This is a genomic window from Arthrobacter sp. ov407, assembly GCF_900102895.1.
Lineage (GTDB): Bacteria > Actinomycetota > Actinomycetes > Actinomycetales > Micrococcaceae > Arthrobacter.
Genome location: NZ_FNGD01000013.1, coordinates 112691 through 135359, shown reverse-complemented (window position 1 = coordinate 135359; position 22669 = coordinate 112691). Strand labels below are relative to the sequence as shown.

The following is a 22669-nucleotide window of genomic DNA, read 5'->3' as shown; positions in this document are numbered from 1 at the left end:
GACCCCGCGGGCGCCGGGCCGGGAGAAGGCGGCGCGGTCGAAGAATTCCTGCTGGCTGATGCCCAGCACGTTCTTGGCGAACCAGAGCGTGTTCCCGCCCGAGACGAAGCCGGGATTCTCGATCAGGTAGCTGCCGTCGACCGCGTGGGCGTGGGTCTCGACGAGTTTGGTCTCGTCGAAGACCGGGACGGCGCTGGAGACCCCGACCGGCTCGGCCGTGCCGAGGATGTCGACGACCACCCCGGGCCGGACGCCCCCGGCGCCCAGGCACGCGGCGTGGTCATCACCGGTGCTGACCACCACGGCGCACCGCGTGGTCAGGCCGAGCGCCGCGGCGGCCTCCGCGGTCAGCGTGCCGGCCACGTCGGTGGCCCGGCCGATCTCGGGCAGCTTGGCCCGGTCCAGCCCGGCCGCGTCGATGAGTTCATCGCTCCAGTCCCGGGCCACCACGTCATAGAGCAGCGAGGAGGAGGAATTGGCGTGGTCCTGGATCGACCGGCCGGTCATCCACGCCACCGCGTAGCCGCCCACCGAGGGCAGCGACGCGGCCCGCGCGTAAACCTCCGGCTCGTTGTCGGCCAGCCACATCAGCTTCGGCCCGGTATGCGAGGCGTCCAGGTTCAGCCCGGTCCGGGCGAACAAACGCTCCGGATCGATCGCCCGGCCCAGCCGGGCCACCTGCTCCGTCGCGCGCCGGTCCAGCCAGATGATGGCCGGCCGCAGCGGCCGCATGTTCCGGTCCAGCGGAACCACCCCGTCCACCTGGCTCGAAAGCCCGATATGGGTCACCGCCGCCGGATCCACCCCGGAGGAGGCCAGCACCGCACGCACACTGGACGCGATGCCGTTCCGGTAGTCCGCCGGATCCTGCTCCGCCCAGCCGCTGTGCGGGTGCGCCATCGCATACCCCGCACTGGCCGTCGCGACGATCCCGCCCTCCGGCGACATCAGCACCGCCTTCGCGCTCTGCGACCCGAGGTCACAGCCAATTACATATCCCAATGAAATACTCCTTTGTATCCCAGCGGCCGTCCCCCGAACCCCTCACCGCCTGCGTAAGTCGTCAGACGTCTAATAACTACGATACGGGTAGTGTTCCGTGATCGTCAACTCAGCGAACCGGCCACCCGGTTCAGGCCTGCCCAAGGAGGCGGCGGCTCACCGTGACCTGGTCGCCCGCTGACGGTCTGGTCTGGCTGTAACCCCCGGGCCTAGAATCGGGCTGGGCGGAACGGGCCAAGGCGCCGGCCGGACACGCCCACCGGAGGATGAAGTCCAGGTTCCAGCGGTGCCAGTAGGGGGAAGGCCGCCATGGAGACCACCGGAAAACTTGAAACGGAACAAAAGTACGACGCCGAGACATCCTCAGCGCTTCCGGACCTGCGGGAAATCGAGGGTGTGGACGACGTCGCGGAGCCGGTGACGGATCACCTTGAGGCTGTTTACTTCGACACCCCGTCGCTGGCCCTCGCCGCACGGCGCCTGACCCTGCGGCGGCGCACCGGCGGCACGGACGCCGGGTGGCACCTCAAGCTTCCCGCCGGAACCGACCAGCGGGAGGAAATCCATGCCCCGCTGGGCCAGCCGGAAACCGTTCCGGAAGAACTGTCCGATCGTCTGCAGGTATTCACCCGGGGCGACGAACTGGTGCCCATCGCCCGGCTGAGTACGCGGCGCACCACCTACCGGCTCTACGGGCCTATCGGTGAGCACCTGGCCGACTTCGCCGACGACCAGGTCCATGCCGAGGCTCTGCAGCCGCCAAGGCCGGCCCTCGACTGGCGTGAATGGGAGCTCGAACTCGTCCACGGAACCAAGGAGTTCCTCGATGCCGCCGCCGAAACCCTGACGTCCACGGGAGGGAGCCACTCCGCCTATCCTTCCAAACTTGCCCGTACGTTTGGCGAAACGTGGCCAGCTGAGCTCAGTCCCCGGAGCGGTAAGCCCCGGAAGAAAGGACCGGCAGCCGACGTCGTGACGGCCTATCTGGGCGCGCGGATCGAAGACTTCATCACCCATGATCCGGGCGTCCGGCTGGGGACACCGGATTCCGTCCACAAGATGCGGTCCGCGACCCGCCGGGCGCGCTCCGTCCTGGCCACCTATCGCAAACTCTTCAACCGCTCAGCGGTCCGGGAACTCCAGGCCGAACTGAAGTGGCTCGGCCAGAGCCTGGGGCCGGCCCGCGACGCCGAAGTCATGCTGGAGCGGCTTCGCCAGCATCTGCTGGAACTCCCCGAAGAACAAAGGTCTGGCTCTTTGAACCAGATGATCGAACTGGAACTGGTCGCAACCCACAACGCAGGTTATAGAAACGTCCTCAAGACGCTCCAGACCGACCGCTATTTCCGTCTTCTTGGCTCCCTTGAGGACTTCCGGGACCACCCGCCTGCCAAGCCTCGCGCCTCCCGCCCCGCGCGCAAAGTGACGGCCAAGCTGGTGAACAAGGCAGCAACACGGGTGGAGCGTTCCCGGAAAGCCGTCAAACGCTCCGCCGGCCGGACCGCCCGCGATACGGCGTTGCACGAGGTCCGAAAAGACGCCAAACGCCTGCGCCACGCGGGCGAATCGGTCACGGAGATCCACGGCAAACGTGCCGTCAAGCTGACAAAAGCCGCTGGACGGCTCCAGACAGTACTCGGCGACCATCAAGACAGCGTCATGGCGACCACCCTGCTGCGGGGACTGGCGGCCATCCCGGACCTGCCCGCCGACGCTGACCTCGGCTTGCAAAGTTTGCTGAAGATGGAAGAACGCATTGCCCGGAAGACGGACAAGAGGGCCCGCAAGGCAGGGAAAAGGCTTCGCGGCCTGCGGCTCCGCTCCTGATCCGGGAACGCGTTCCACGCCGGGCGGGCGCATCCGTGTCAGGATCAGTTATGACCGACCGTCTGATGCTCCTTGACACCGCGTCGCTGTACTTTCGCGCGTTCTACGGCGTGCCCGACACGATCCGCCGCGCCGACGGCACCCCGGTGAACGCCGTTCGCGGGCTGCTCGACATGATCGCGCGGCTCACCACCGACTACGACGCCACGCATCTCGTTGCCTGCTGGGACGACGATTGGCGTCCGCAGTGGCGGGTGGACCTCATCCCGAGCTACAAGTCGCATCGAGTCGCCGAAGTGGTGGCCGGCGCCCCGGATGTGGAGGTCGTGCCCGACCCGCTCGAGGCGCAGATTCCAATGATCCGACGGGTGCTCAAGCTAGCCGGCATCGCCGTCGTCGGGGCTGCCGAACACGAGGCCGACGACGTCATCGGCACCTACGCCAGCCACGCCGAGCTTCCGGTCGACGTCGTGACGGGCGACCGCGACCTCTTCCAGGTCGTCGACGACGCCCGTCGGGTACGGGTGATCTACACCGCGCGCGGCATGAGGAACCTCGAAGTCCTGACCGACGCGGTCGTCGTCGGCAAGTACCGCGTGCTGCCCGTGCAGTATGCCGACTACGCGACCCTGCGCGGTGACGCTTCCGACGGGCTGCCGGGCGTTGCTGGCATTGGCGAGAAAACCGCGGCGTCGCTGCTCGGAGAGTACGGCACGCTCGACGGCCTGCTCGCGGCTGCCTCGGACGCAGGAAGCGGGCTGTCCGCCTCCGTACGGTCGAAACTCGCCGCGGCGGCGGACTACCTCACGGTCGCGCCCGCCGTCGTGAAGATCGTGCGGGACCTGGAGCTGCCGACGCTCGAGGAGGCGGGCGCGCAGTTGCACCCGGTCCTTGGCGGTTCGCGGGCCGACCTTGAGCGTCTCGCCACGGAATGGAACCTCGGCGGCTCGGTCACGCGGCTCCTCGAGGCGCTCGACCTGCGTCGTTAGCGGAGAGTCCTTGGATTGCGTGGACTTGGGGCGAGGGCGGAGGTGCGATCTGGACCGCACCTCCGCCCTCCGGCGGCCTGTTTCAGTGCTTCTTGAAGGCGTCCTTGACTTTTTCGCCAGCCTGCTTCAGGTCTGCTTTGACTTGGTGGCTCTTGCCTTCGGCCTTCATCTTGTCGTCGCCCGTGGCTTTGCCGGCTGTCTCTTTGCCTTTGCCGTGTAGTTTCTCGGCGGCATTGTGGATCTTGTCACCCAGGCCCATGATGATCCTCCTTATTTGGTCGCCCCCGCGACGTGAATGCCATGGAGGCCACAATTAATTGTAGGGACAGATGTGCCGAAAGTGGGGGCGATGGTCCATCACCATTTGCGGTGGTCCGGGCCACCGTGCGGCTATGGGGCAACTACCAAAATCAGGCGATCAACGTATGCAGATTCACTCCGAAGATGGCCACGAGGGGCCAGAGGATAATTGCCGCCAGGCCTTCCAGAATATTGCCGGGAATGTTCCATGCCACGAGATAGCCGTGGGTGGCGGCGACCACAACGCCGATGACCAGGTATACGGTCCCGATCAGACCTATTCCGCGTCCGCCAGTTTGGCGCCTGCCTATTCCGCGCATCATCGCTCTTTTCCCGCTGCGGGGTGTGGTTCTAACAATAGTGTTGCCGGGGTCATTTCCGGGAGGGACCATTGGCAGGGATCAGCGCCCGAAAGGGGGCTGTCTTTAAGCGGCGGTGTTAGTCGGCGAGGATGCGGTAGAGCGCGCGGCGGGTGTCGTCGATTACTTCCATCGCGGCATTGCGTTGTTCCTCGGTTGCCGAGAAGCGGAACTGGTGGATGACTCCCATGAGCTTTCCCACGCTCTGGTGAAACGCCGGCCCGGATCCTTCAGGATCGGTGTTCCACGCGTTCCCCAGCTCTTCGGCATGATCGGCCACATAAGCCTTGCCGGCGTCGGTGAGGGTGAACTCGGTGCGCCGGCCGTCGCCTACGGGCGCGATCAGCTCCTCATCGACGAGCTGCTGGAGCGTCGGGTAGACGGAGCCCGGGCTCGGACGCCAGGCCCCAGACGTCTTATCGGCAATTGTCTTGATCAGGCCGTAGCCGTTGGACGGTGATTCGGCCAGGAGGGAGAGAATCGCCGAGCGAACATCGCCCCTGTTGGCCCGCCGCGAACCGCCGGGACCGAAGCCCGGACCAAACCCGGGACCAAAGCCTGGTCCGAAACCCGGCCCAAACCCGCGGCCCGGCCCGAAACCGCCGTGACCGTGGGGTCCGCGGCGGCTCCTGCCGCGCCCGAAGCGTCCCAGCGCGGGGCCGCCGCCCGTGAATTTGTCGTCGTGAATGCCTTTCATAACGGCATCGTCCTTCCATGTCAGTTGAATTTCCCTGATGGTCGCCGATCAATCGGCGATAATTAACGATATATCGGTGAGTATCGCCGGTCAATAGTCGATCCAACTGGATAGTCGTTGATTCAGGCAGGTTGCCAGCCGCCGTCGTATCAACCCTGGTTGTAACAACCGTTACAATTTTGTATGTGACCCAAAATGCTGAAGTTTCCTGGCTTGTTTTGCTGGTGCAGGTGCCGTCGGATCCGTCCCGGTACCGCGTGGCTGTCTGGCGGGAACTGCGTCGATTCGGTGCCGTTCCCATTGGTCAGGGCGCCTGGACCGCGCCTGATGTTCCTGCCTGCCGGGAGGGTGCAGAAAAGGCCCGGGAACTGGCCCGCGCGGGCCACGGCGACCTGCTTCTGCTGACGACGGGTTCCGCCGATGCTGATGCCGCCAAACTGCGTGCACTTTTTGATGCGGCCCGGGGCGATGAATGGGCCGAGTTCGTCGCGGACTGCGGCAAATTTCGGGAGGAGATTGCCCGCGAGATTACGAAGCAGAAGTTCACGCTTGCCGAGCTCGAGGAAGAAGAGCAAAGCCTGGATCGGCTGCGGAGGTGGTTCCGCTCAATCCGGGGCAAGGACGTCTTCGGCACCCCGTCGGCTTCCGGCGCCGAAGGGAGCCTTGCGGGCTGCGTTGTTGCGCTGGAGGAATTTGCCGGGCTGGTCTACCAGGAGCTGCACTCGTGAGCCAGTCTCCGCCGGTGCTCGCCGCCCGGTTCTCTTCTGCCCCGTTGTACGCCGCAGGGTTCGTGACCGCCTTCGGCGCGCACAGTATTGCCGCTGGCATGGGTGCCCAGAGCGAAAACATCGGGCTGACACTGCTCAACCTGGGCATTCTGCTCGCCTTGTATGACATCTCTGAGGTGTTCCTCAAACCGGTCTTCGGTGCCCTCAGCGACCGCATCGGCACCAAGCCCGTCATCGTCGGAGGCCTTTTGGCCTTTGCCGTGCTTTCCCTCATAGGTCTATGGGGAGCCGATCCGCTCATGCTGGGTCTGGCCCGGCTTGGGCAGGGTGCCGCGGCCTCTGCCTTCTCCCCGGCGTCCTCGGCCATGGTTGCGCGCCTTGCCCGGGGGAGAAACGCCGGCACCTACTTCGGGCGGTACGGCTCCTGGAAGAGTCTCGGATACGTCATCGGGCCGATGCTCGGGGCCGGCCTGATTTTCGCGGGCGGCTTTCCGCTGCTGTTCGCCGCCCTCTCGGTGCTGGCGGCAGCGGCAGCAGTGTGGGTGCTTGTTTCCGTACCGCATCTGAAGCCCCTCCCGCGCCAGCGCTACACCGTTCTGGACCTGGCGCGGCAGATTACGGAACGGCGGTTCTTGATCCCCACCCTGGTCCTGGCAGCCTCGACCGCTGCACTCGGCGTGGCGATCGGGTTTCTTCCCGCCCTGGCCACGAGGCACGGCCTCGACGCCCTGGCCGGAACGGCAGCAGTCAGCATCCTGGCAATCGCCTCCCTGCTCACGCAGCCCCGGATAGGCAAGATGCGTGACAACGGCAGCATCAGCGACGCGCGGGGCATGACATCAGGCCTCCTGCTGACCGCGAGCGGCATCGCACTCCTGGCCCTGGTGCCCGGGCCGGTCACTATTTACCTTGCCGCCGCGGCGATCGGTATCGGCGTCGGCGTGGCCACTCCACTCGGCTTCGCCCATCTTGCGGATACCACCCCGCCTGAACGCATGGGCCGCACCATGGGCTCCGCCGAACTCGGACGCGAACTGGGGGACGCCGGCGGCCCGCTGCTGGTGGGAGGCATCGCCACAGTCATCGGCCTGCCCGCCGGCCTCGGAGCCCTTGCAGTCCTGGTCGCAGCGGCCAGTGTTCCTCAACTCGCCAGCAGAGGGACCGGGACGCCAGCGGGTGCCCCGCGCAGAAACTGATTCCTCGGTGGTCCGACAGTTCGTGACGGCCCCCGTTATCAGTGGCTCGGGGGGTGATGTCCTCCGGCCGGCCCTGCCGGGGCGAACGTGGGCACCGTCGTCACGGATCCCACGTTCGGGAGTGCGTGGCGGGTGGCATGGTCGATTTCATCGTGGATAGTGGCAAGTTCGCCTAAGCGGTGATCGCGGTCAGTGGGATGGACACCTCGACGTGAAGCCGATGGCCGGACCAGCGCAGCCGGGACGTTGCGCCTTGTCTCTATCAAGTCGCCTGGCGAGCAATCTATGTTCCTCGGTTGCCGAGAAGCGGAACTAGTGGATGAGTCCCTTGAGCTTGTTTCAGAACGTTCCCGGTGCGTCCGGATGCCGAAGGCTCAGCTGCCTGGCGTGGAAGTCGAAATGAAGTGTCGGGTAGGCGTACACATCATTGAGTGTCATCAGCGGTGTGAAGAAGGGGTCCCACCTGTCGGGGAACGGCATCGACCTGGCGAGGGACTGGGAGGTTTCGCGTTCGAGCCGGCGGGAGAGTGCGGCGATGGTCTTGTCCAGTTTCTGGCTCATCCTGCGCCTGTTGTAGACGCGGGCGGCGGCCCGGGAACCCCAGTAGTTCACCACATCAAAAGGACCGGTGCCCGCGTTGAGGATAGCAGCGAATGCCCTGCCAACCGGCCGGGGGAGCCGGCTGACAACGTGGACCAGCGGGAGCAGGGCGCGGACCACCATGTAGCCGAAGACCATGTGGAAGAGCAGTTCCTCGTTGGTCCAGCGGGTGCCGTCGCTCCTGCGGTCGAGATCCTTGGGCGCAGCGGTCTGCAGCAGAGCGAGGAGGTCGCGGCGGGCGCGGCTGTACCCGGCCAGGATCTCGTCCCTTGTCGGGTCCACGATGTGCCTTTCGTAGTCTCAGGTCTTCAGCCGGCCGCGGCCGATGGCCCCGTGGCGAGGATCCGGGTGGCGGCGGACAGGGATTCGGTCAGTTTCCGGTCAGCTCCGCATACAGCTTCCGGACGCGGGCCTTGATGTCGTCCCGAACCAGGCTCATGCGCTCCATGCCTTCGATGCCACGTTCGGAGGGCTCGTCCGTATCCCAGAACTCGAGCCGCTGGCCCTCGCGGGGTTCGACTTTAGCTTCGTTGCCCAGGACGATGACGACGTCGGCCGCGTCCATGACTTCGTCGCTGATCGGTTTCGGGTGTTCGCCGGTGATGTCGATGCCGAGCTCTGCCAGGGAGTCCACGGACTGGGGGTTCAGCGATTCGGCGGGCTTGGTCCCGGCGGAGTGCACCGTGACGGTCCCGTTGGCGAGCTGGTTCATAAGCCCCGCGGCGAGCTGGGATTTTCCGCCGTTCTTGCTGCAGACGAACAGGACACTGGGTGTTTTCGTGGTCTCGGTCATGCGTTCGATTCTTCCTTATCGGAGCCGGGGCCGCTGAGCAGTGATGCGGCCAGTGTGTCTTCGCCGGAGCGTCCGTGGGACAGGCCGGTGGGGAAACCGACGAGCACCGGCTCCGGCGCCGCGCAGCACGAGGATTTGGAGCCGACGGCGGCGGCCACCGGAACGTCGCAGCTGGTGCCGGCGTCAGACGAGCAGACGCCGGTTTCGGGGAGTTCGAGCTGGACGGTATCGGCCGCTTCGCGGTCACCGGCCAGGGCGGCGGCGACGGAGCGGACCTGTTCGTAGCCGGTGGCGAGCAAAAAGGTCGGCGCCCGGCCGTAGGACTTCATGCCGACGATGTAAAAGTCCTTGTCCGGGTGCGCCAGCAGTGCTGCGCCGTGCGGGGGGACGGTCCCGCAGGAGTGGAATTCCGGGTCGATGAGCGGGCCGAGCTCCACGGGCGCTTCGACGGCCGGGTCTAGGTTCAGCCGGAGTTCACGCAGAATGTCCAGGTACGGGCGGAATCCGGTGCACGGAACCACGACGTCGGCCTCCAGGGTCCGGCCGTCAACAGCTCCCACAGTCACACCGGAACCCAGTGCCTTGAGGGAAGCAATGCCGAAGCCGGTGTGTAGCTCGATAGTCCCGGCCTCGACGAGGCGGCGCAGGCGGGCACCGAGCTGGCCGCGGGCGGGCAGCCCGTCGGCGTCGCCGCCGCCGTAGACCTTCTCGGCAGAGGCGCCGCGGACCGCCCAGAGGATCCGGGTGTCCGGTTCGTCCTTGGCCAGGTCCGCGAGGCTGATCAGGGTGTTGGCGGCGGAGTGGCCGGCGCCGACCACCAAGACGCGCCGGCCTGCGAACGAGGCCCGGTCATGGCCGGTGACGTCCGGGAGCGGCGAGGAGATCCGGTCCGCAGCGGAGTCTTCGCCGATGGCAGGAAGCCCGGAGATCCCCAGCGGGTTGCGGGTGGACCAGGTGCCGGAGGCGTCAATGACCCCGGCCACGGTGTAGTCGCGGGTTTCGCCGTCCTCGTGCTCGACCCGGACGACGAACGGTGTGCTCTCGCGGTCACGGGTGTGTGTCTTGTCCAGGCCCCGGCGGGTGATCGCGAGGACGCTGGCGCCCGTCTGCAGGCGGGAGGCGATCTCGGGAAGGGCAGCCAGCGGTGTCAGGTACTGGTCGATGAGTTCCCCGCCGTAGGGAAGGGCCGTGGGCCGGGGCGATTCCCAGCCGGAGGCTTCGAGCAGGCGGACGGCGGCGGCGTCGATGTTGTACTGCCAGGGAGAGAACAGCCGGATGTGGCGCCACTGCTCGATGGCGGCGCCAGCGGAGGGGCCGGCCTCGAGGATTAGCGGTTCGAGTCCGCGTTCGATCAGGTGGGCCGCGGCGGCCAGGCCCACGGGGCCGGCGCCGATCACTGCAACGGGAAGGTTCTTCGCTGAATCCATGGTTTCCTCTTTCTTGCTGCCCGTTACTTGGCGACGGGGGTGAGTGATGCGATCAAGGCCTCGATGCGGGTCCTGATCTCATCGCGGATCGGGCGGACGGAGTCCACGCCCTGCCCGGCGGGGTCCTCCAGGACCCAGTCCTCGTAGCGCTTGCCGGGGAAGTAGGGGCATTCGTCGCCGCAGCCCATGGTGATCACGACGTCGGATTCCTTCACAGCCTCGGTGGTGAGGATTTTGGGAATCTCGGCCGACATGTCGATGCCGAGTTCCGCCATGGCCTCCACGGCTGCGGGGTTGACCTTGTCCGCGGGCTGGGAACCGGCGGAGCGGACCTCGATCCGGCCCTCGCCGAGGGTGGTGAGGAAGGCGGCTGCCATCTGGGAGCGGCCGGCGTTGTGGACGCAGACGAACAGGACGGAGGGCTTCTTGGCGGCTTCGGTGCTCACGGGGTTTCTCCTGGAATCAGTTGGGTGTCGGGCCGGTCAAGGTCCTGCGCCTGCACGTGCAGCGCTCGGGCGGAACATTGATAAGAGTCGATGTACAAAGTATTGGACCGTAGATTGATGATTGTCAATATTTACGTGGTGGCGGCTTCACCTCCTCCTCGGGCATGCCGGACGGCCCTGGATGAGCCTGCGGAAAATTGCCCCTTGCCCGCAGCGGAAGGAGTGGGCGGGGCATTGTCGGAGCGAGTTAGGCTGCGAGCACGCGGGGTGCGAGGTCATTGATCCGATGGGCGATGTCATCGAAAGCCTTCTCGAAGGCATCCTCCGTGCCCAGGCGCAGCGGATCCGGCACTGACCAGTGCACGCCGCCCAGGCCGGTTAGTTCCTCGTGGGCGTTATCGCACACGGTCACCACGAAGTCACCCTCCCCGGCCACCTGCTCCAGCCTGCGCGGAGGAAGGTCTGCGAGGTCCACGCCGTGACGGCGGGCGACCTCGACGGCGCCCCGGGCGATGCGGTCCGCGGGATGTGTTCCCGCCGACGTCGAGGGGATTTCGCTGACCCGCTGCCAGAGTGCGGCGGCCAGTTGGGACCTGGCGCTGTTTCGTGTGCAGACGAACAGGACGCGGCGGGCCCCGTGTTCGGCTCCCGGAACAAGGCCCTCCAGGGCGCCGGCGGCAAGCCGGATGTAGCTGCGGCGCCTGTCGGCTTCGGAGCGGTGGCGGGTTGCCAGCCCGGCCTCTTCCAGTGCGCGCAGATGGTGGGAGAGCAGATTGGACGGCATCGCCAGCTCTGCCTGCAGTTCCGTCGGGGACAAGTCCCCCAGGGTCAGCAGATCAACGATGCGCAGCCGCGCAGGATCGGCGAGGGCCGCGTGCTTGGCCACCCGCGTCCGAAAACCGTCTGCTGTCTCAATATTCATTGGTTCAATTTTGACTGAGTTAATTCTTTCTATCAAGCTGTTGCCATGACTTCCAACCAGCCGCCGCTGTGGCGGCGCGCCGTCGCCGAGCTACTCGGCACCAGCTTGCTCGTGACCATCGTCGTCGGGTCCGGGATCGCCGCACAGCAACTCTCCCCCAATGACGTTGGCCTGCAACTGCTCCAGAACAGCACCGCCACGGTGCTGGGCCTGACGGTGCTGATTCTGGTGCTGGGGTCCGTGAGCGGCGCGCATTTCAACCCTGTGGTTTCCCTCGCCGACTGGATCCTGGGACGACGCAGCGGTACCGGCTTGACCCTGCCGGAGCTGGGCACCTATGTGGTTGCCCAGACCGTGGGTGCAGTCAGCGGCAGCGTGGTCGCGAACGCCATGTTTGAGGTGGGCACCTCCATCTCCGCCAAGGAGCGCACAACCCCGGGTCATCTGCTGAGCGAGGTTGTCGCCACCGCTGGACTGGTCCTGCTGATCTTCGCCCTGGCTGCCACCAAGCGTGGCGTCCTCGCAGCGCCGGCGGTGGGCGCTTACATCGGGGCCGCGTACTGGTTCACGTCCTCGACGTCGTTCGCGAACCCGGCCGTGACGGTGGGCCGCATCTTCAGTGACACCTTCGCCGGGATCGCACCGGCCTCCGTTCCCGGCTTCGTCGTGGCGCAGTTGATCGGCGCGGCAGTAGGCCTGGGCCTCCTCCTCATTCTGTTCCCCTCCGCCGCCCGCACCGCGGACGACGTCGTTCTCGCGCGCAGTGCCGAAACGGCCCGCGCATAGCCTTCGCTCATACATTGATGATTGTCAATATCCGGGCATAATGGATACATGACCTCGCTGCCTATCCTCGAACCGGCCACGGATGAAGCCTGCTGTGCCCCGGCAGGAATGCCTGCCATCGGCGCTGAGGAGGCGAAGGAGAAAGCCCTGATCTTCAAGGCGCTGGCCGATCCGAACCGGCTAAGGCTGCTCTCCATCGTCAAGGCCGATCCCGCCGGTGAATCCTGCGTCTGCGACCTCACCGAGCCCCTGGACCTGGGCCAGCCCACGGTCTCCCACCACCTGAAGATCTTGGTCGATGCCGGGCTGCTGCACCGTGAAAAGCGCGGCACATGGGCCTACTACTCCCTGGTGCCCGGGGCGCTCGAACAGACCGCCGGGCTCCTGGCAACCCTGTGACCGCGACAGAACAGTCCGCGGTCACGATCCGCTCGATGCGCGAGGACGACTGGCCGGCCGTCCAAGGGATCTACCGCGAAGGAATCTCCACCGGACACGCCACCTTTGAAGCAGAGGTGCCGGACTGGGAACGCTTCACCAGTTCCCGGCTGCCCGGCCACCGTCTGGTGGCCGAGACGCCCGAGGGCGGGATCCTTGGCTGGGCGGCTGTCTCCGCCGCGTCCGTCCGGCCGGTGTATGCCGGCGTGGTCGAACACTCCGTCTACGTCGCCGCGGACGCCCGCGGCAGGGGAGTGGGGGCCGCACTGCTTCAGGCCCTGGCCGCATCGACCGAGCAGGGCGGGATCTGGACGATCCAGGCCAGTGTCTTCCCCGAAAACGAAGCAAGCCTAAAGCTCCACCTCGCGAACGGATTCGCCGTCGTCGGCCGGCGGAACCGTATTGCCCGCATGAGCTACGGGCCCAGCGAAGGGCAGTGGCGGGATACGGTGCTGATCGAGCGCCGCTCCCCAGCCATCTAGGACCCCGTCCCGCCAAACCGCTGGAAGGATGCGCTTTGCTGGGCAAGCCGGCGCATGGCCAGGAGTACGGGTTCCATGAGGAGTGTTCCGAGGACCACGTGCCGCATCGCGGCCTCGGCCGAATCCGTGGGGACAGTGTCGACGTCGGCCTCCGCGATGTCCTGCATTGCCGCGGCGTAACGGTCCAAGAGCGCCGCCGGCGCGTCGAATCCCGCCTCCGAGAGCCCGTGCAGCGCCGCCACCAAGGCAGCCTGGGTATCGCGGTCGCATGTCGCTGCGCCCCAGCCCCAACGGTCCAGCAGCTTCTGTGCCGAGGAGAGGTCGACGTCGTCCGGTGCGGTCCGGGTGACCGCGTGGTGCGCGATTCCGAGCAGATCGTGGCCGGACTCCGGCGGGCTCTCCAGGCCAAGCAGTACCTCGCGGGTGGCGCTGACGCTGAGCCCGGCGGTGCCAATGAGTGAGCGGATGAGCTTCAAGCGCCGCACATGCGAGTCGTCGTAGCGTGCCTGGGTCGCGGAAGTCAGCACGCCGTCGTGAAGCAATTTCTCCCGAAGGTAGTACTTGATGGTGGCCACCGGAACCTGCGTGGCCGCGGCCAGCTCTGAGATGCGCAAAGTTTCTCCTTGACTTAGATAGTGTTACTCCCCAACATTGGTGAGTAACGGTATCTAGTTAGGAGAAAAGTATGGCACGCATCAATGCTGGACGTTTCACGCACAGCCATTCCGGTGATTTGGTGGTCTTCCTCATCGGTATGCGCATCAACAGTCCCTGGCGTCCGGATCTGTGGCTGCCGGTCTTCTTTGCGATGCCCCGGATGCTGACCGAACTGTTCCGGGAGCCGGATTCCGGTCTCCGTGGTTTTCGCTTTGCCCTTGGAGCCGGCGGGCCGGTCATCGTGCAGTACTGGGACTCGCTGGACAAGCTGTATGCCTACGCGAGTGCGCCGGATTCCGAGCACAGGCCGGCTTGGACTGCCTTCAACCGCCAGGCGAGGAAGGCCCCCAGGGCGGTCGGCATCTGGCATGAGACATTCCAAGTAAGCCGGGCCGAGAGCATGTATGTCTCGATGCCTACCCAAGGTCTCGCTCAGGCCACCGAGCTTGTGCCTGTCGGGCCCGGGAGCCATCATGCGAAGGACCGGCTGTCTAAGCCCCGCTGATGCCGCGGCAGTCCGGACGCGCTCACCGTCAGCCGAGGGCCTCCTGCACGTGGGCCCGGATGGCGCCGATCACCGGCGCCGACCCCTGAGTGCGGTAAACATCGATTGGTCTGGAGCCCAGCTGCACGTTGGGACTGCACATCCAGAGCATGGCCTGGGCTGGAGTGAAAGCACAGTGGAGGTGCCCGACAAGGGCGTCCAGGTCCGCGAGCCGGAGCCGGCCAGCCGCGTTCGGCGCATCCTGGCCCGATGCCCAGCGGTCCAGGAGTTCCACATCGACGCCCAGCAGAGGTGCCGCAGCATCCATGCCCAGCGAGTTTATTAGCCGTTCGGCTATTGCCGCTGGACTATAGCCAGGGGCGTCCCTCAATTCCGCCAGACTGGCGAAAACCGTGGTGGCAGACAACGCCGGTTCTTCAGCGCTCGTGTCCTGCAGCTGTTCCATGACGCGATGATATTTATTTGCGTCCCCTTGGAGTAGGGCCACAGGGCCTCCGGAGCGCTTGGCGAGTCGGTGGCGGCCCAGTATCCCCGTCCTTGAGACCTGGGTCGACGGCGCCCTTGCCTACGCCACATAGTTCCCCGGCGAGAGTCTGTCCATCGCTTTTGGAAGGCGCCCCTGTCGGGGTGCAGCGGCTCTGGCTAGACTTGAATTGCGCCGGAGTAGACGCATGAGCTCGTCTCAGGAGGGCCGGATCATGACAGACCGCAGAGACTCTGAATTGCCCGCGGATAAGCCGGCCACGGAAGAGAAACCGGAAGAACGGGAGCTTCGGGGCCGGTACGTCGAAGGCAGCTATGGCAAGGCCGGCGTGCAGCGAGGTCGCCACGCGGAGGACGAGGAAGGCCAATACATCGGAGGTGACTTCGGTGCCGCCGGCAGCGAGGGCGGTCTGCCCGAACCCTTGGGTGGCCGGGCCAAAGAGTCCGGGCGCTACGTGGCGGGCGACTATGGCGACGCCGGTCCGGCTCCGGGACGTACGGCCGGGTCGGAAATCGGTCAGTACGCCGAGGGTGACTACGGTGCGGACGGTACTGTGGACCCCCTGCGCAGGGCCGAAGCAGGTACGCGTAACGATCAGCCGATGACCGGGGACCCGCAGGGCGGCCAAGCCACTGCGTCGCAGGCCGGGCACTCTTCGTCGGGTGCCGGTGTCCCGGCCCATCACTCCCGCAGCGGTGCAGATGTGGGCGAGGCGATCGACGTCGCTGAGGCGGGCACCAACGCGGAGGGGGATCATTCAAGTCCGGAACGGGCCAAGACAGGCGAGTCGCCCGTCGAGCAGGTGTTCAACGACCCCGCCATGACCGGGGGGCAGCGGACCGCGACCGGCGCTGCTCCGCCCGCAGGGGCCGTGCCGCCTGGCCCATCACCTGCCGAAGCCGGATCCGGCGGAGCCCAGTCCGTTGTTGGGGCTCGAGAGTCGGACCGTCTCGCGGCGGGCGAACCTCCGGCCACAGGCAAGCCCTTTGAAACCGGCACGAAGGAAGGGCAGTCAGGGGCGCCAGACGAGTCCTAGCTTCCTAGCGAGGGAAGCTCCGGATTAGGGTTTGGTCGGGGCTCCCGGTAGCGGGTGGCGGGCTGCGAGCCCCGAAAGCAGGATGGTGATTCCTTCATCCAGTTCGGTCATCCCGTCGTAATCGGCGAGGACGGGAGCGAGGGCCCGGAGGCGGGGAAAGTCTTTCGGCGGCAAACGGTGCAGACCCAGGCGGAGAAGGGCCTCGTTTTCGTCCGGGTCTACGACGAATTCCTGCAGTTCGTTGAGGATGTGCCCGTAGAGGTATCCGTAGTAGGCGCGGTAGACGTGCAGTGCGTCTTCGGGAGCGAACCCGGCGTCGATCAGCAGGGACAGGATCTGCTCCAGCGGCCGCAGCGTCCCCAGTGGCCGGAGGCCCAGGGGTGTTGACAGGGGCCGGGTCACGAGGAGGGGCACGACGTTGGGGTGCCGGAGCGCCAGGAGTCGCAAATCGTGGGCAATGCGCCGGAGCTGCGCCTGCCAGTTGGGGTCATCGGGAATGATGGCCAGTTCATCTAGGACGAGTTCTGAGACGCCGTCCAGCAATGCCGCGCGGTTGGCGGCGTAGCGGTACAGGCTCATGGGATCCCGCCCGAGTTCCTGTCCGAGCCTGCGCATGGTGAGGGCGTCGAGTCCTTCGGCGTCCACCAGTGCCAGCGCCGCGGACAGAACAAGCTCCCGGTTGAGTCGCGTCTTCTTGCTGGAAGCCGCTGGGGGCGCCGGATGCTCTTCGGGCGACATGGTGTTCCGTTCGGGTCGGTGCGGACAAGTCACAGTTCCAAGGAACTAAGCCGATTGCTTAATGTGTAGTCTACGCCTACAGTCTACAGTGTAGAGAAGTTGTTTTGACCGGTTTCCGCGGCATGTGGATCTCCAGTCCAACAGCGCTTTATTCCCGGAACTTCTGTGAGACAGCAATCCGGGATCAGGCTTCAGTGCCGCGTGCACGGCATTGAGGCTTAGCTGCTGTAGCCACATGGCGGCACAAAATGCACCGCGAGGAAAAGAGCCACTCATGGCAACTTCTCAGTACGACCAATTCCTGCAGGAAGCCACTACGCGGGACCCTGCATCCGACCACGCCCTGGGCCGTGACTGCCTCTACGGCCTGTACACCAGCTGGTGCTTCCTTAGCCAGGCCACGCCCCGCTCCGAAGATGCCTTCTGGGCGGCAATGAAAGAGAAGCAGATCCATCCCAGGCGCAACGGCCTCCGCATGAAAGGACCGGCCGCAGCGGACTACATCCTGGCCAGCTACCCGGGCCTGGTCTGACCCGGATGACAATCACGTCAAGCACGTACGTGCCCCGGGATGCCCACCAGCCCCGAGGCCGCCGGCCTTGGTGCGCGACATGCGAAACCGACCGGCACCTCCTCGTGGATTCCGTCGCCATGATGAATCCGCAGCAGGAAACCCTCGCGGCCGCCATCAGCTGCACCATGTGCGGTAGCTCGCACGTGGTGGCTACAACTGCGGCCTTTCTCGCAACCATCGCGGGGCGGACTGGGAACAGCAGCGGCGCCGTTCACCGGGACGACACCTACCGCCACTGCCAGGAGCCGATGTCCGCGGTGGACCCCGAGCGGCGCAGCGCGCACCGGCCGGTTTCCACTCACACCGGGACCCAGGATTTTCTGGGCGACTATCTCCGGACGCGTGTTCTGCGGTGCCGGTGCGGGTTCCAGATGGAAATACCCCACCCATGACAGGCAGCATCCTCCCGGGTCTGAATCCAACAAAGTATTAGGGGCACACCGTGACCAACCACAGCACACCCACCACCGGGCACTCCGCGGCCCGCAATCAACAGTCCGGGCTTATGGACATGGATCTGTCCCCGCAGGGACTTGCAGATGCCCCGGCGAGCGAAATCGACTCCGACAGCCTCGTCTACACCGGCAACAGCTAAACAAGTCAGCTGTTGCCCGCAGCGGCGGGGATCCGGACGGCCCTGCCGCTGACCACTATTCCGCCGGCAGCGGGAATGTCCGCTGTCAGTAGGCTAGGGCGGCCGACGTGCCGTCCCTGGTGGATCAAGACTCTCGACGGGGGCTCGACCAGGCCCAGAATGCGCAGGTAGGCGCCGACCGCTGCCGCGGCGGCCCCTGTTGCGGGGTCCTCCGTGATGGCTCCCACCGGGAACAGATTCCGAGCCTCGAATTCGCCATCCGCAATCCGGTGCAGGACGGCAACCGTTGCGGCCCAACCCTGTGCGTCCATGAGCTGGCGCACCGCCTCCGGATCGAAGGCAAAGGAGTCGAAAAGGTTGCTGTCGGCGAAGACCAGCACCGGATGCCAGTTCCCCGAATACGCGATCCGCGGCGGATAGGCGGGATCGATATCGGTCAGCCCGACGCCGAGCAAGCCCAGGAGGTCGGCCAGGACGTCGTCGTCGAATGCGGCCAGCTGCGGCTCAACGCCCGTGAACGATGCGGTGATGTCGTCGCCGTCACCCGCTGTTTCGATGAGGACCGGGCCGACAGGGGTGTCGAAGGTGAACGATCCCGCCCCGTCGCGTGCGCTCAGCGCAACGGCCAGCGCAATGGTCGCATGGCCACAGAATGGCACCTCGGCGATCGGCGAGAAGTACCGAACCCGGCTCCGGCGCGGGTCCCCGTCGACACCCGGCTCCGTCACGAAGGCCGTTTCGGCGTACCCGACGGCGGCCGCCACTGCCAGCATCCCGGCATCATCCAGATGGCGGGCATCCAGGACCAGGCCGGCAGGATTGCCGCCGTTTGGTGTCGTGGAAAAAGCCGCATAACGGAGGACCTCGGGGGTGTTTTCCATACCCCGATCCTCCCATGTCTAGCCACCGCGGCAGCGGCCGTCCATCAAGGGGGACGGTTTATGACAAGGCCTCATGGGGAGGCTAAGCGAGGGTGCGCCGCGGCAATCTTGGCGCTGTGTCTCAGGCCAGGTTTTCCTTGAGCAGGGCGCGGTGTTCGATCGCGGCTGCCCGGTGGAGTGCACGGCCGGCGTCGGTGAGTTCCAGAAAGAGTGAACGCCGGTCATCTTCGCAGGAGTGGCGGGAAATGAGCCCGGCCTTGTCGAGCCGATCCACCACCTTGGACATGGCGCTCTGGGTCATGGGGGTGCGCTCACCCAGCTGTTTCATCCGGCACGCTGCGTCTGCGCTTTCGGCCACGAGATCCAGGATTTCAAACTCAGTCAGGCCGATGTTGAACCGCGATTCCAGGGCGCGGTCGATCGCCCCCGCGGTGCGAAAGTACGTGGTCTGGATGCTGCGCCATTGCTCTACCAACTGGCGGTCCTGCGGTGTTGCCATGCCCAAATTCTAGTTCATGACGAAATAAAAGTCCACGTCATAATATTCCTTGTCATTCAATGACGCGTCATATAAATTGGTGACATGACCTCAACTTCCACTCTTGAAAGACCTGCCGGAGAACGGCTTGCTCCCGTCCGCTGGAGCCGTGCGCAGTGGATGCTTCTCCTGGTCCTGTGCACCGTTTTGGCGCTCGATGCGCTGGACGTATCCATGGTCGGTGTGGCACTGCCTTCAATCGGAACCGAACTCCACCTTGGAACCGAGTCGCTCCAGTGGATTGTCTCCGCCTACGTGCTCGGTTACGGAAGTCTCCTTCTGCTGGGCGGCCGGATGGCCGATCTGCTCGGCCGGCGGCGCATCTTCCTGATCGCGCTCAGCGTCTTTGCCGCAGCTTCCTTGCTCGGCGGCCTGGTGGATGACCCCGCCCTGCTGATCGGCACCCGCTTCCTCAAGGGCCTTGCCGCCGCGTTCACCGCTCCTGCCGGGTTCTCGATCATCACTACCAACTTCGCGGAAGGTCGCGAACGCAACCGGGCTGTGTCTATCTTCACCACCTTCGGCGCAAGCGGCTTCTCGCTCGGTCTGGTCGTCGGAGGCCTGATGACTGCGATGAGCTGGCGCTGGACGTTCCTGGTCTCGGTACCGGTGGCGGTCGCCGTCGTGATTCTTGGCCTGAAATACATCCCCCGGGACAACGCCGCCGGCAGGGCCGAAGGCAGCAATAACGACAGCGGGCATGACCTCTGGGGCGCCGTCACACTCGCCGCCGGCATGCTGGGGCTCGTGTACACACTCGTTGCGGCACCCGGGAATGGTTGGGGATCTGTGGCAACTATCGCCGGATTCGTGGCCTCCGCAGCGGTGCTGACAGCCTTCGCCGTGATCGAGAACCGGGTCAGGCACCCCTTGATCAGGTTCAGCATCCTCAGGGAAGGTTGGGTGGCGCGGGCGAACCTCAGCGCCGTGGGATTGTTCGGCTCATATTTGAGTTTCCAGTTCATCCTCACGCTCTACCTGCAGTCCGTGCTGGGCTGGAGCCCCCTCGGCATGGCCCTGGCGCTTCTTCCCACGGGCCTGCTGGTGGCCTCGAGCGCACCTTTCGCGGATCGGCTCATCGACAAGTTTGGCGCCCCGCGGCTGATCCGGACCGGTTTGGCCTCGCTGGCGCTCGGCTATCTGCTGTTCCTTCGGGTGGGCACCTCGCCGAACTACGTGACGGACATTCTGCCCTCGGTCCTGCTGCTGGGCGTCGGCTTCGCCCTGGCCTTCCCGTCAATCAACGTCCAGGCCACCGCGGGTATCCGGAATGCTGAACAGGGCCTGGCGGCCGGCCTGATCCAGACCAGCACCCAGGTGGGGGCCGCCCTGGTTCTTGCCGTCACCACTGCCATGGTCAGCGGTCACGGCAACGCGTCCGACGGCGGCGCTGGCCTGGATGCGGCGGCCATGCTGGAACAGTATCGCCCGGGCCTGATCCTGAGCGCAGCTGTGGCGGTTGCAGCCCTGCTGATCGCAGCGGCGCCATCCCGGAGCCGGAAACGGGTGGTAGCAGAACACTGACCGCCTGGACGTGACTTCCAACCAGAGCCCTCGGCCTAGGCCGAGGGCTCTGGTTCGCGATGGCCAATCCGCCGTGGTGGGCTGAATGGAGGGCGACTGCGGCGCAACAAACGGGTGAACAGCCTGCGACTTGGAAAATAAAGCATATTTTTTAGGACACATTTGACTCAAAATTTGAGTCATGGCACGCGCGCGTAGTGTGTTGTGCAAGCGCTTACATTCGATGCGTTCTGAGCCTCTTTAGCACCGGAAATGTGGTTTTGAATCCTCGCCAGCACTGTCTACGGTGATGAACGTCCGGGAAATCAGCACCCTCCCGGGCCATCAGGCGGGGCCCTACCGACGTCCCGCCTCCTCGACACAATGGCGTCCTCGATGACGCCTGCGGTGTCATCGGGGCTGCCGGAGTTTCGGGGAATGAGGGCATACGCCCGTCTTCCACGAATGGTCTCACTCCGCGAGAAGAGCAAAAATGCACGAGCACCCCAATACACCCCGGAAGCTGCGGTGGCGTTCTGTCGCCGCAGCACTGGCGGCGGCCGTGGCGGCCTCCGTCTTCCTTTCCGTTCCGTCGGCGCAGGCAAACACGCCCTCGGATCCGCCGAGCGGCGGGCAGATGCCGGCTCCGACGCCCGGCTTCCCCCTGCCCACGAAGCACACCCAGCAGGCCTTCGATCCGGCCGCGGCCTTCACCTCCAAGTGGACGCGTGCGGATGCCAAGCAGATCATGGCCCAAAGCAGCACCGCCGTGTCCCCGGGCCAGAACTCCATGAGCCCGAACGTCACCATGCCGGAAATCCCGCAGGACTTCCCGGCCATGAACGACGACGTGTGGGTTTGGGACACCTGGTCCCTGACCGACGAGAACGCAAACCAGATCAGCTACAAGGGCTGGGACGTCATCTTCTCACTCGTTGCCGACCGCCACGCTGGCTACGGCTTCGACCAGCGGCACTGGAACGCCCGGATTGGCTATTTCTTCCGCAAGACCAATGCCGACCCGGCCAAGGATAAGTGGAACTACGGTGGACACCTGTTCCTGGACAACACCTCCATCGGCAACACCGAATGGTCCGGTTCCACCCGTCTCATGCAGGGGAACCACGTCAACGTCTTCTACACGGCAACCACGTTCTACGACGTTGCCGAGCGCAACGCCGGCGGCGGCGGAATCGCCCCGGATGCCGTGATTGCCAAGGCCCTGGGCAACATCCACGCTGACAAGAACGGCGTGAGCTTCGACGGCTTCGAGCACACCAAGCTCCTCGAGCCCGACGGCGTCATGTACCAGAACAAGGCGCAGAACCCGGGCTTTGCCTTCCGGGACCCGTACACGTTTGCGGACCCGGCGCACCCGGGTAAGACCTACATGGTCTTCGAAGGCAACACCGGCGGCAAGCGCGGCGACTACAAGTGCACGGACGCGGACCTGGGCTACCAGCCCGGCGATGCCTACGCTGAATCGACGAACACCGTGAACACCACCACCGGTTCATGGTTCCAGACCGCCAACGTGGGCCTGGCCGTCGCGGACAACAAGGACCTGACCAAGTGGCACTTCCTGCCGCCGATCCTGTCCGCCAACTGCGTCAACGACCAGACCGAGCGCCCGCAGATCTTCATCCAGGACGAGGGCGGCAAGAACAAGTACTACCTGTTCACCATCAGCCACCAGTTCACCTACGCTGACGGAATGCGCGGCCCCGACGGCGTCTACGGCTTCGTGGGCAACGGTGTCCGTTCCGACTACCAGCCGATGAACAACAGCGGCCTGGCTCTGGCTTCCCCCACGGACCTGAACATGCCGGCCAACGCGCCCGAAGGACCGAATCCTCTTCAGAACGGCCGCCAGTTCCAGGCTTACTCGCACTACGTGCAGCCGGGCGGACTGGTGCAGTCCTTCATCGACAACGTGAACGGTGTCCGCGGCGGTTCACTCTCGCCCACTGTGAAGATCAACTTCCGCAACGGAGTTTCGGCAGTTGACCGCACCTTCGGCCAGAACGGTCTGGGCCCGTTCGGGTACCTGCCCACGAACCTCAACGTCGGCGGTGCCGGCCTCTCCAAGTAGTGCAGTAGGCAGTCATGAGGCGGAAGCGCCCGGAATTCCGGGCGCTTCCGTCCTTCGCATATACGGGCCATAGA

At 65.5% G+C, this 22669-nt stretch carries 27 protein-coding genes; 13 read left to right on the top strand and 14 right to left on the bottom strand.

Annotation, left to right across the window (positions count from 1 at the left end):
- Window positions 1-1002, bottom strand: a 1002-nt coding sequence (locus BLS42_RS16540; protein WP_143019222.1) for a xylulokinase, incomplete at its 3' end; no start/stop codon positions are given.
- Window positions 1003-1311: 309 nt separating this feature from the next.
- Here BLS42_RS16540 and BLS42_RS16535 point away from each other — a divergent pair.
- Window positions 1312-2829: a CYTH and CHAD domain-containing protein gene (locus BLS42_RS16535; protein ID WP_090583101.1), complete on the top strand. Its 1518-nt coding sequence runs from the start codon at window positions 1312-1314 to the stop codon at window positions 2827-2829.
- 50 nt (window positions 2830-2879) lie between these two features.
- Window positions 2880-3818 carry a 5'-3' exonuclease gene (locus BLS42_RS16530; RefSeq protein ID WP_176803485.1) on the top strand — a complete coding sequence of 313 codons (939 nt, stop codon included), beginning with the start codon at window positions 2880-2882 and terminating at the stop codon, window positions 3816-3818.
- A gap of 82 nt (window positions 3819-3900) precedes the next feature.
- Here the strand turns inward: BLS42_RS16530 and BLS42_RS16525 are convergent, their stop codons facing one another.
- The 3 genes from BLS42_RS16525 to BLS42_RS16515 form a co-directional block, all read right to left on the bottom strand.
- The gene (locus BLS42_RS16525; protein WP_090583097.1) at window positions 3901-4077 is read right to left on the bottom strand and encodes a CsbD family protein; all 177 of its coding nucleotides are present in this window, start codon (window positions 4075-4077) and stop codon (window positions 3901-3903) included.
- A gap of 151 nt (window positions 4078-4228) precedes the next feature.
- Window positions 4229-4441 (bottom strand): hypothetical protein, encoded by a 213-nt coding sequence (locus tag BLS42_RS16520; protein ID WP_090583095.1) that lies wholly within the window; start codon window positions 4439-4441, stop codon window positions 4229-4231.
- Window positions 4442-4556: 115 nt separating this feature from the next.
- On the bottom strand, window positions 4557-5174 hold the full coding sequence (locus tag BLS42_RS16515; protein WP_090583093.1) for a PadR family transcriptional regulator: 618 nt from the start codon (window positions 5172-5174) through the stop codon (window positions 4557-4559).
- A gap of 185 nt (window positions 5175-5359) precedes the next feature.
- Between BLS42_RS16515 and BLS42_RS16510 the strand changes: the two genes are divergently transcribed.
- On the top strand, window positions 5360-5902 hold the full coding sequence (locus BLS42_RS16510; protein ID WP_090583091.1) for a Chromate resistance protein ChrB: 543 nt from the start codon (window positions 5360-5362) through the stop codon (window positions 5900-5902).
- Window positions 5899-7098 (top strand): MFS transporter, encoded by a 1200-nt coding sequence (locus BLS42_RS16505; RefSeq protein WP_090583089.1) that lies wholly within the window; start codon window positions 5899-5901, stop codon window positions 7096-7098. The genes BLS42_RS16510 and BLS42_RS16505 overlap by 4 nt, the downstream gene beginning before the upstream one ends.
- Before the next feature lie 339 nt (window positions 7099-7437).
- Here the strand turns inward: BLS42_RS16505 and BLS42_RS16500 are convergent, their stop codons facing one another.
- The 5 genes from BLS42_RS16500 to BLS42_RS16480 all read right to left on the bottom strand — a co-directional run bounded on the left by BLS42_RS16500 (window position 7438) and on the right by BLS42_RS16480 (window position 11286).
- On the bottom strand, window positions 7438-7980 hold the full coding sequence (locus tag BLS42_RS16500) for a DinB family protein (protein WP_090583087.1): 543 nt from the start codon (window positions 7978-7980) through the stop codon (window positions 7438-7440).
- An 88-nt stretch (window positions 7981-8068) separates the two neighbouring features.
- Window positions 8069-8491, bottom strand: coding sequence for an arsenate-mycothiol transferase ArsC (locus tag BLS42_RS16495; RefSeq protein WP_090583085.1), 423 nt, complete (start codon window positions 8489-8491; stop codon window positions 8069-8071).
- A complete protein-coding gene (locus BLS42_RS16490; protein ID WP_090583083.1) occupies window positions 8488-9918 on the bottom strand; it encodes an FAD-dependent oxidoreductase in 1431 nt (476 codons plus the stop codon). The genes BLS42_RS16495 and BLS42_RS16490 overlap by 4 nt, the downstream gene beginning before the upstream one ends.
- Before the next feature lie 23 nt (window positions 9919-9941).
- Entirely contained in the window at window positions 9942-10364 is a 423-nt protein-coding gene (locus BLS42_RS16485) for an arsenate reductase ArsC (RefSeq protein WP_090583081.1), read from the bottom strand.
- A gap of 247 nt (window positions 10365-10611) precedes the next feature.
- Window positions 10612-11286 carry an arsenate reductase/protein-tyrosine-phosphatase family protein gene (locus BLS42_RS16480; RefSeq protein ID WP_090583079.1) on the bottom strand — a complete coding sequence of 225 codons (675 nt, stop codon included), beginning with the start codon at window positions 11284-11286 and terminating at the stop codon, window positions 10612-10614.
- Between the two features lie 45 nt (window positions 11287-11331).
- On the opposite strand from BLS42_RS16480, the gene BLS42_RS16475 reads away from it, so the two are divergent.
- From BLS42_RS16475 to BLS42_RS16465, 3 genes are read left to right on the top strand one after another with little or no spacing between them, the layout of a single operon-like run.
- Window positions 11332-12072: an aquaporin gene (locus tag BLS42_RS16475; RefSeq protein ID WP_090583077.1), complete on the top strand. Its 741-nt coding sequence runs from the start codon at window positions 11332-11334 to the stop codon at window positions 12070-12072.
- Window positions 12073-12120: 48 nt separating this feature from the next.
- A complete protein-coding gene (locus BLS42_RS16470; protein WP_090583075.1) occupies window positions 12121-12471 on the top strand; it encodes an ArsR/SmtB family transcription factor in 351 nt (116 codons plus the stop codon).
- Entirely contained in the window at window positions 12468-12992 is a 525-nt protein-coding gene (locus BLS42_RS16465) for a GNAT family N-acetyltransferase (protein ID WP_371129598.1), read from the top strand. Before BLS42_RS16470 ends, BLS42_RS16465 begins: the two co-directional genes overlap by 4 nt.
- On the opposite strand, the gene BLS42_RS16460 is transcribed toward BLS42_RS16465, so the two are convergent.
- The gene (locus BLS42_RS16460) at window positions 12989-13606 is read right to left on the bottom strand and encodes a MerR family transcriptional regulator (protein WP_090583073.1); all 618 of its coding nucleotides are present in this window, start codon (window positions 13604-13606) and stop codon (window positions 12989-12991) included. The genes BLS42_RS16465 and BLS42_RS16460 overlap by 4 nt on opposite strands.
- A gap of 71 nt (window positions 13607-13677) precedes the next feature.
- Between BLS42_RS16460 and BLS42_RS16455 the strand changes: the two genes are divergently transcribed.
- Window positions 13678-14154 carry a DUF4188 domain-containing protein gene (locus tag BLS42_RS16455; protein ID WP_090583071.1) on the top strand — a complete coding sequence of 159 codons (477 nt, stop codon included), beginning with the start codon at window positions 13678-13680 and terminating at the stop codon, window positions 14152-14154.
- Between the two features lie 28 nt (window positions 14155-14182).
- Here BLS42_RS16455 and BLS42_RS16450 read toward each other — a convergent pair whose 3' ends face one another.
- A complete protein-coding gene (locus BLS42_RS16450) occupies window positions 14183-14599 on the bottom strand; it encodes a hypothetical protein (RefSeq protein WP_090583069.1) in 417 nt (138 codons plus the stop codon).
- Window positions 14600-14852: 253 nt separating this feature from the next.
- Here BLS42_RS16450 and BLS42_RS16445 point away from each other — a divergent pair, with 253 nt between their 5' ends.
- A complete protein-coding gene (locus BLS42_RS16445; RefSeq protein WP_218122123.1) occupies window positions 14853-15674 on the top strand; it encodes a hypothetical protein in 822 nt (273 codons plus the stop codon).
- 24 nt (window positions 15675-15698) lie between these two features.
- Here the strand turns inward: BLS42_RS16445 and BLS42_RS16440 are convergent, their stop codons facing one another.
- Complete coding sequence (locus BLS42_RS16440; RefSeq protein ID WP_090583065.1) at window positions 15699-16412, bottom strand: TetR/AcrR family transcriptional regulator C-terminal domain-containing protein; 714 nt, start codon at window positions 16410-16412, stop codon at window positions 15699-15701.
- 274 nt (window positions 16413-16686) lie between these two features.
- Here BLS42_RS16440 and BLS42_RS16435 point away from each other — a divergent pair, with 274 nt between their 5' ends.
- Entirely contained in the window at window positions 16687-16944 is a 258-nt protein-coding gene (locus BLS42_RS16435; protein ID WP_090583063.1) for a hypothetical protein, read from the top strand.
- 484 nt (window positions 16945-17428) lie between these two features.
- Complete coding sequence (locus BLS42_RS20320; protein WP_176803483.1) at window positions 17429-17581, top strand: hypothetical protein; 153 nt, start codon at window positions 17429-17431, stop codon at window positions 17579-17581.
- A gap of 5 nt (window positions 17582-17586) precedes the next feature.
- Here BLS42_RS20320 and BLS42_RS16425 read toward each other — a convergent pair whose 3' ends face one another.
- Window positions 17587-18462, bottom strand: coding sequence for a PhzF family phenazine biosynthesis protein (locus BLS42_RS16425; RefSeq protein ID WP_090583059.1), 876 nt, complete (start codon window positions 18460-18462; stop codon window positions 17587-17589).
- 121 nt (window positions 18463-18583) lie between these two features.
- Window positions 18584-18961 (bottom strand): MarR family winged helix-turn-helix transcriptional regulator, encoded by a 378-nt coding sequence (locus BLS42_RS16420; protein WP_090583057.1) that lies wholly within the window; start codon window positions 18959-18961, stop codon window positions 18584-18586.
- 84 nt (window positions 18962-19045) lie between these two features.
- Here BLS42_RS16420 and BLS42_RS16415 point away from each other — a divergent pair, with 84 nt between their 5' ends.
- Window positions 19046-20524 (top strand): MFS transporter, encoded by a 1479-nt coding sequence (locus BLS42_RS16415; RefSeq protein WP_090583055.1) that lies wholly within the window; start codon window positions 19046-19048, stop codon window positions 20522-20524.
- Window positions 20525-20996: 472 nt separating this feature from the next.
- The gene (locus tag BLS42_RS16410; RefSeq protein ID WP_090583053.1) at window positions 20997-22595 is read left to right on the top strand and encodes a glycoside hydrolase family 68 protein; all 1599 of its coding nucleotides are present in this window, start codon (window positions 20997-20999) and stop codon (window positions 22593-22595) included.
- The last annotated feature ends 74 nt before the right edge of the window (window positions 22596-22669 follow it).

What these genes read in the sequence shown, in the direction of transcription:
- BLS42_RS16535 (WP_090583101.1), top strand. Translation starts at nt 1,312, where the DNA reads ATGGAGACCACCGGAAAACTTGAAACGGAACAAAAGTACGACGCCGAG.
- BLS42_RS16530 (WP_176803485.1), top strand. Translation starts at nt 2,880, where the DNA reads ATGACCGACCGTCTGATGCTCCTTGACACCGCGTCGCTGTACTTTCGC.
- BLS42_RS16525 (WP_090583097.1), bottom strand. Translation starts at nt 4,077, where the DNA reads ATGGGCCTGGGTGACAAGATCCACAATGCCGCCGAGAAACTACACGGC.
- BLS42_RS16520 (WP_090583095.1), bottom strand. Translation starts at nt 4,441, where the DNA reads ATGATGCGCGGAATAGGCAGGCGCCAAACTGGCGGACGCGGAATAGGT.
- BLS42_RS16515 (WP_090583093.1), bottom strand. Translation starts at nt 5,174, where the DNA reads ATGAAAGGCATTCACGACGACAAATTCACGGGCGGCGGCCCCGCGCTG.
- BLS42_RS16495 (WP_090583085.1), bottom strand. Translation starts at nt 8,491, where the DNA reads ATGACCGAGACCACGAAAACACCCAGTGTCCTGTTCGTCTGCAGCAAG.
- BLS42_RS16490 (WP_090583083.1), bottom strand. Translation starts at nt 9,918, where the DNA reads ATGGATTCAGCGAAGAACCTTCCCGTTGCAGTGATCGGCGCCGGCCCC.
- BLS42_RS16480 (WP_090583079.1), bottom strand. Translation starts at nt 11,286, where the DNA reads ATGAATATTGAGACAGCAGACGGTTTTCGGACGCGGGTGGCCAAGCAC.
- BLS42_RS16475 (WP_090583077.1), top strand. Translation starts at nt 11,332, where the DNA reads ATGACTTCCAACCAGCCGCCGCTGTGGCGGCGCGCCGTCGCCGAGCTA.
- BLS42_RS16470 (WP_090583075.1), top strand. Translation starts at nt 12,121, where the DNA reads ATGACCTCGCTGCCTATCCTCGAACCGGCCACGGATGAAGCCTGCTGT.
- BLS42_RS16455 (WP_090583071.1), top strand. Translation starts at nt 13,678, where the DNA reads ATGGCACGCATCAATGCTGGACGTTTCACGCACAGCCATTCCGGTGAT.
- BLS42_RS16450 (WP_090583069.1), bottom strand. Translation starts at nt 14,599, where the DNA reads ATGGAACAGCTGCAGGACACGAGCGCTGAAGAACCGGCGTTGTCTGCC.
- BLS42_RS16445 (WP_218122123.1), top strand. Translation starts at nt 14,853, where the DNA reads ATGACAGACCGCAGAGACTCTGAATTGCCCGCGGATAAGCCGGCCACG.
- BLS42_RS16440 (WP_090583065.1), bottom strand. Translation starts at nt 16,412, where the DNA reads ATGTCGCCCGAAGAGCATCCGGCGCCCCCAGCGGCTTCCAGCAAGAAG.
- BLS42_RS16435 (WP_090583063.1), top strand. Translation starts at nt 16,687, where the DNA reads ATGGCAACTTCTCAGTACGACCAATTCCTGCAGGAAGCCACTACGCGG.
- BLS42_RS16425 (WP_090583059.1), bottom strand. Translation starts at nt 18,462, where the DNA reads ATGGAAAACACCCCCGAGGTCCTCCGTTATGCGGCTTTTTCCACGACA.
- BLS42_RS16420 (WP_090583057.1), bottom strand. Translation starts at nt 18,961, where the DNA reads ATGGCAACACCGCAGGACCGCCAGTTGGTAGAGCAATGGCGCAGCATC.
- BLS42_RS16415 (WP_090583055.1), top strand. Translation starts at nt 19,046, where the DNA reads ATGACCTCAACTTCCACTCTTGAAAGACCTGCCGGAGAACGGCTTGCT.
- BLS42_RS16410 (WP_090583053.1), top strand. Translation starts at nt 20,997, where the DNA reads ATGCACGAGCACCCCAATACACCCCGGAAGCTGCGGTGGCGTTCTGTC.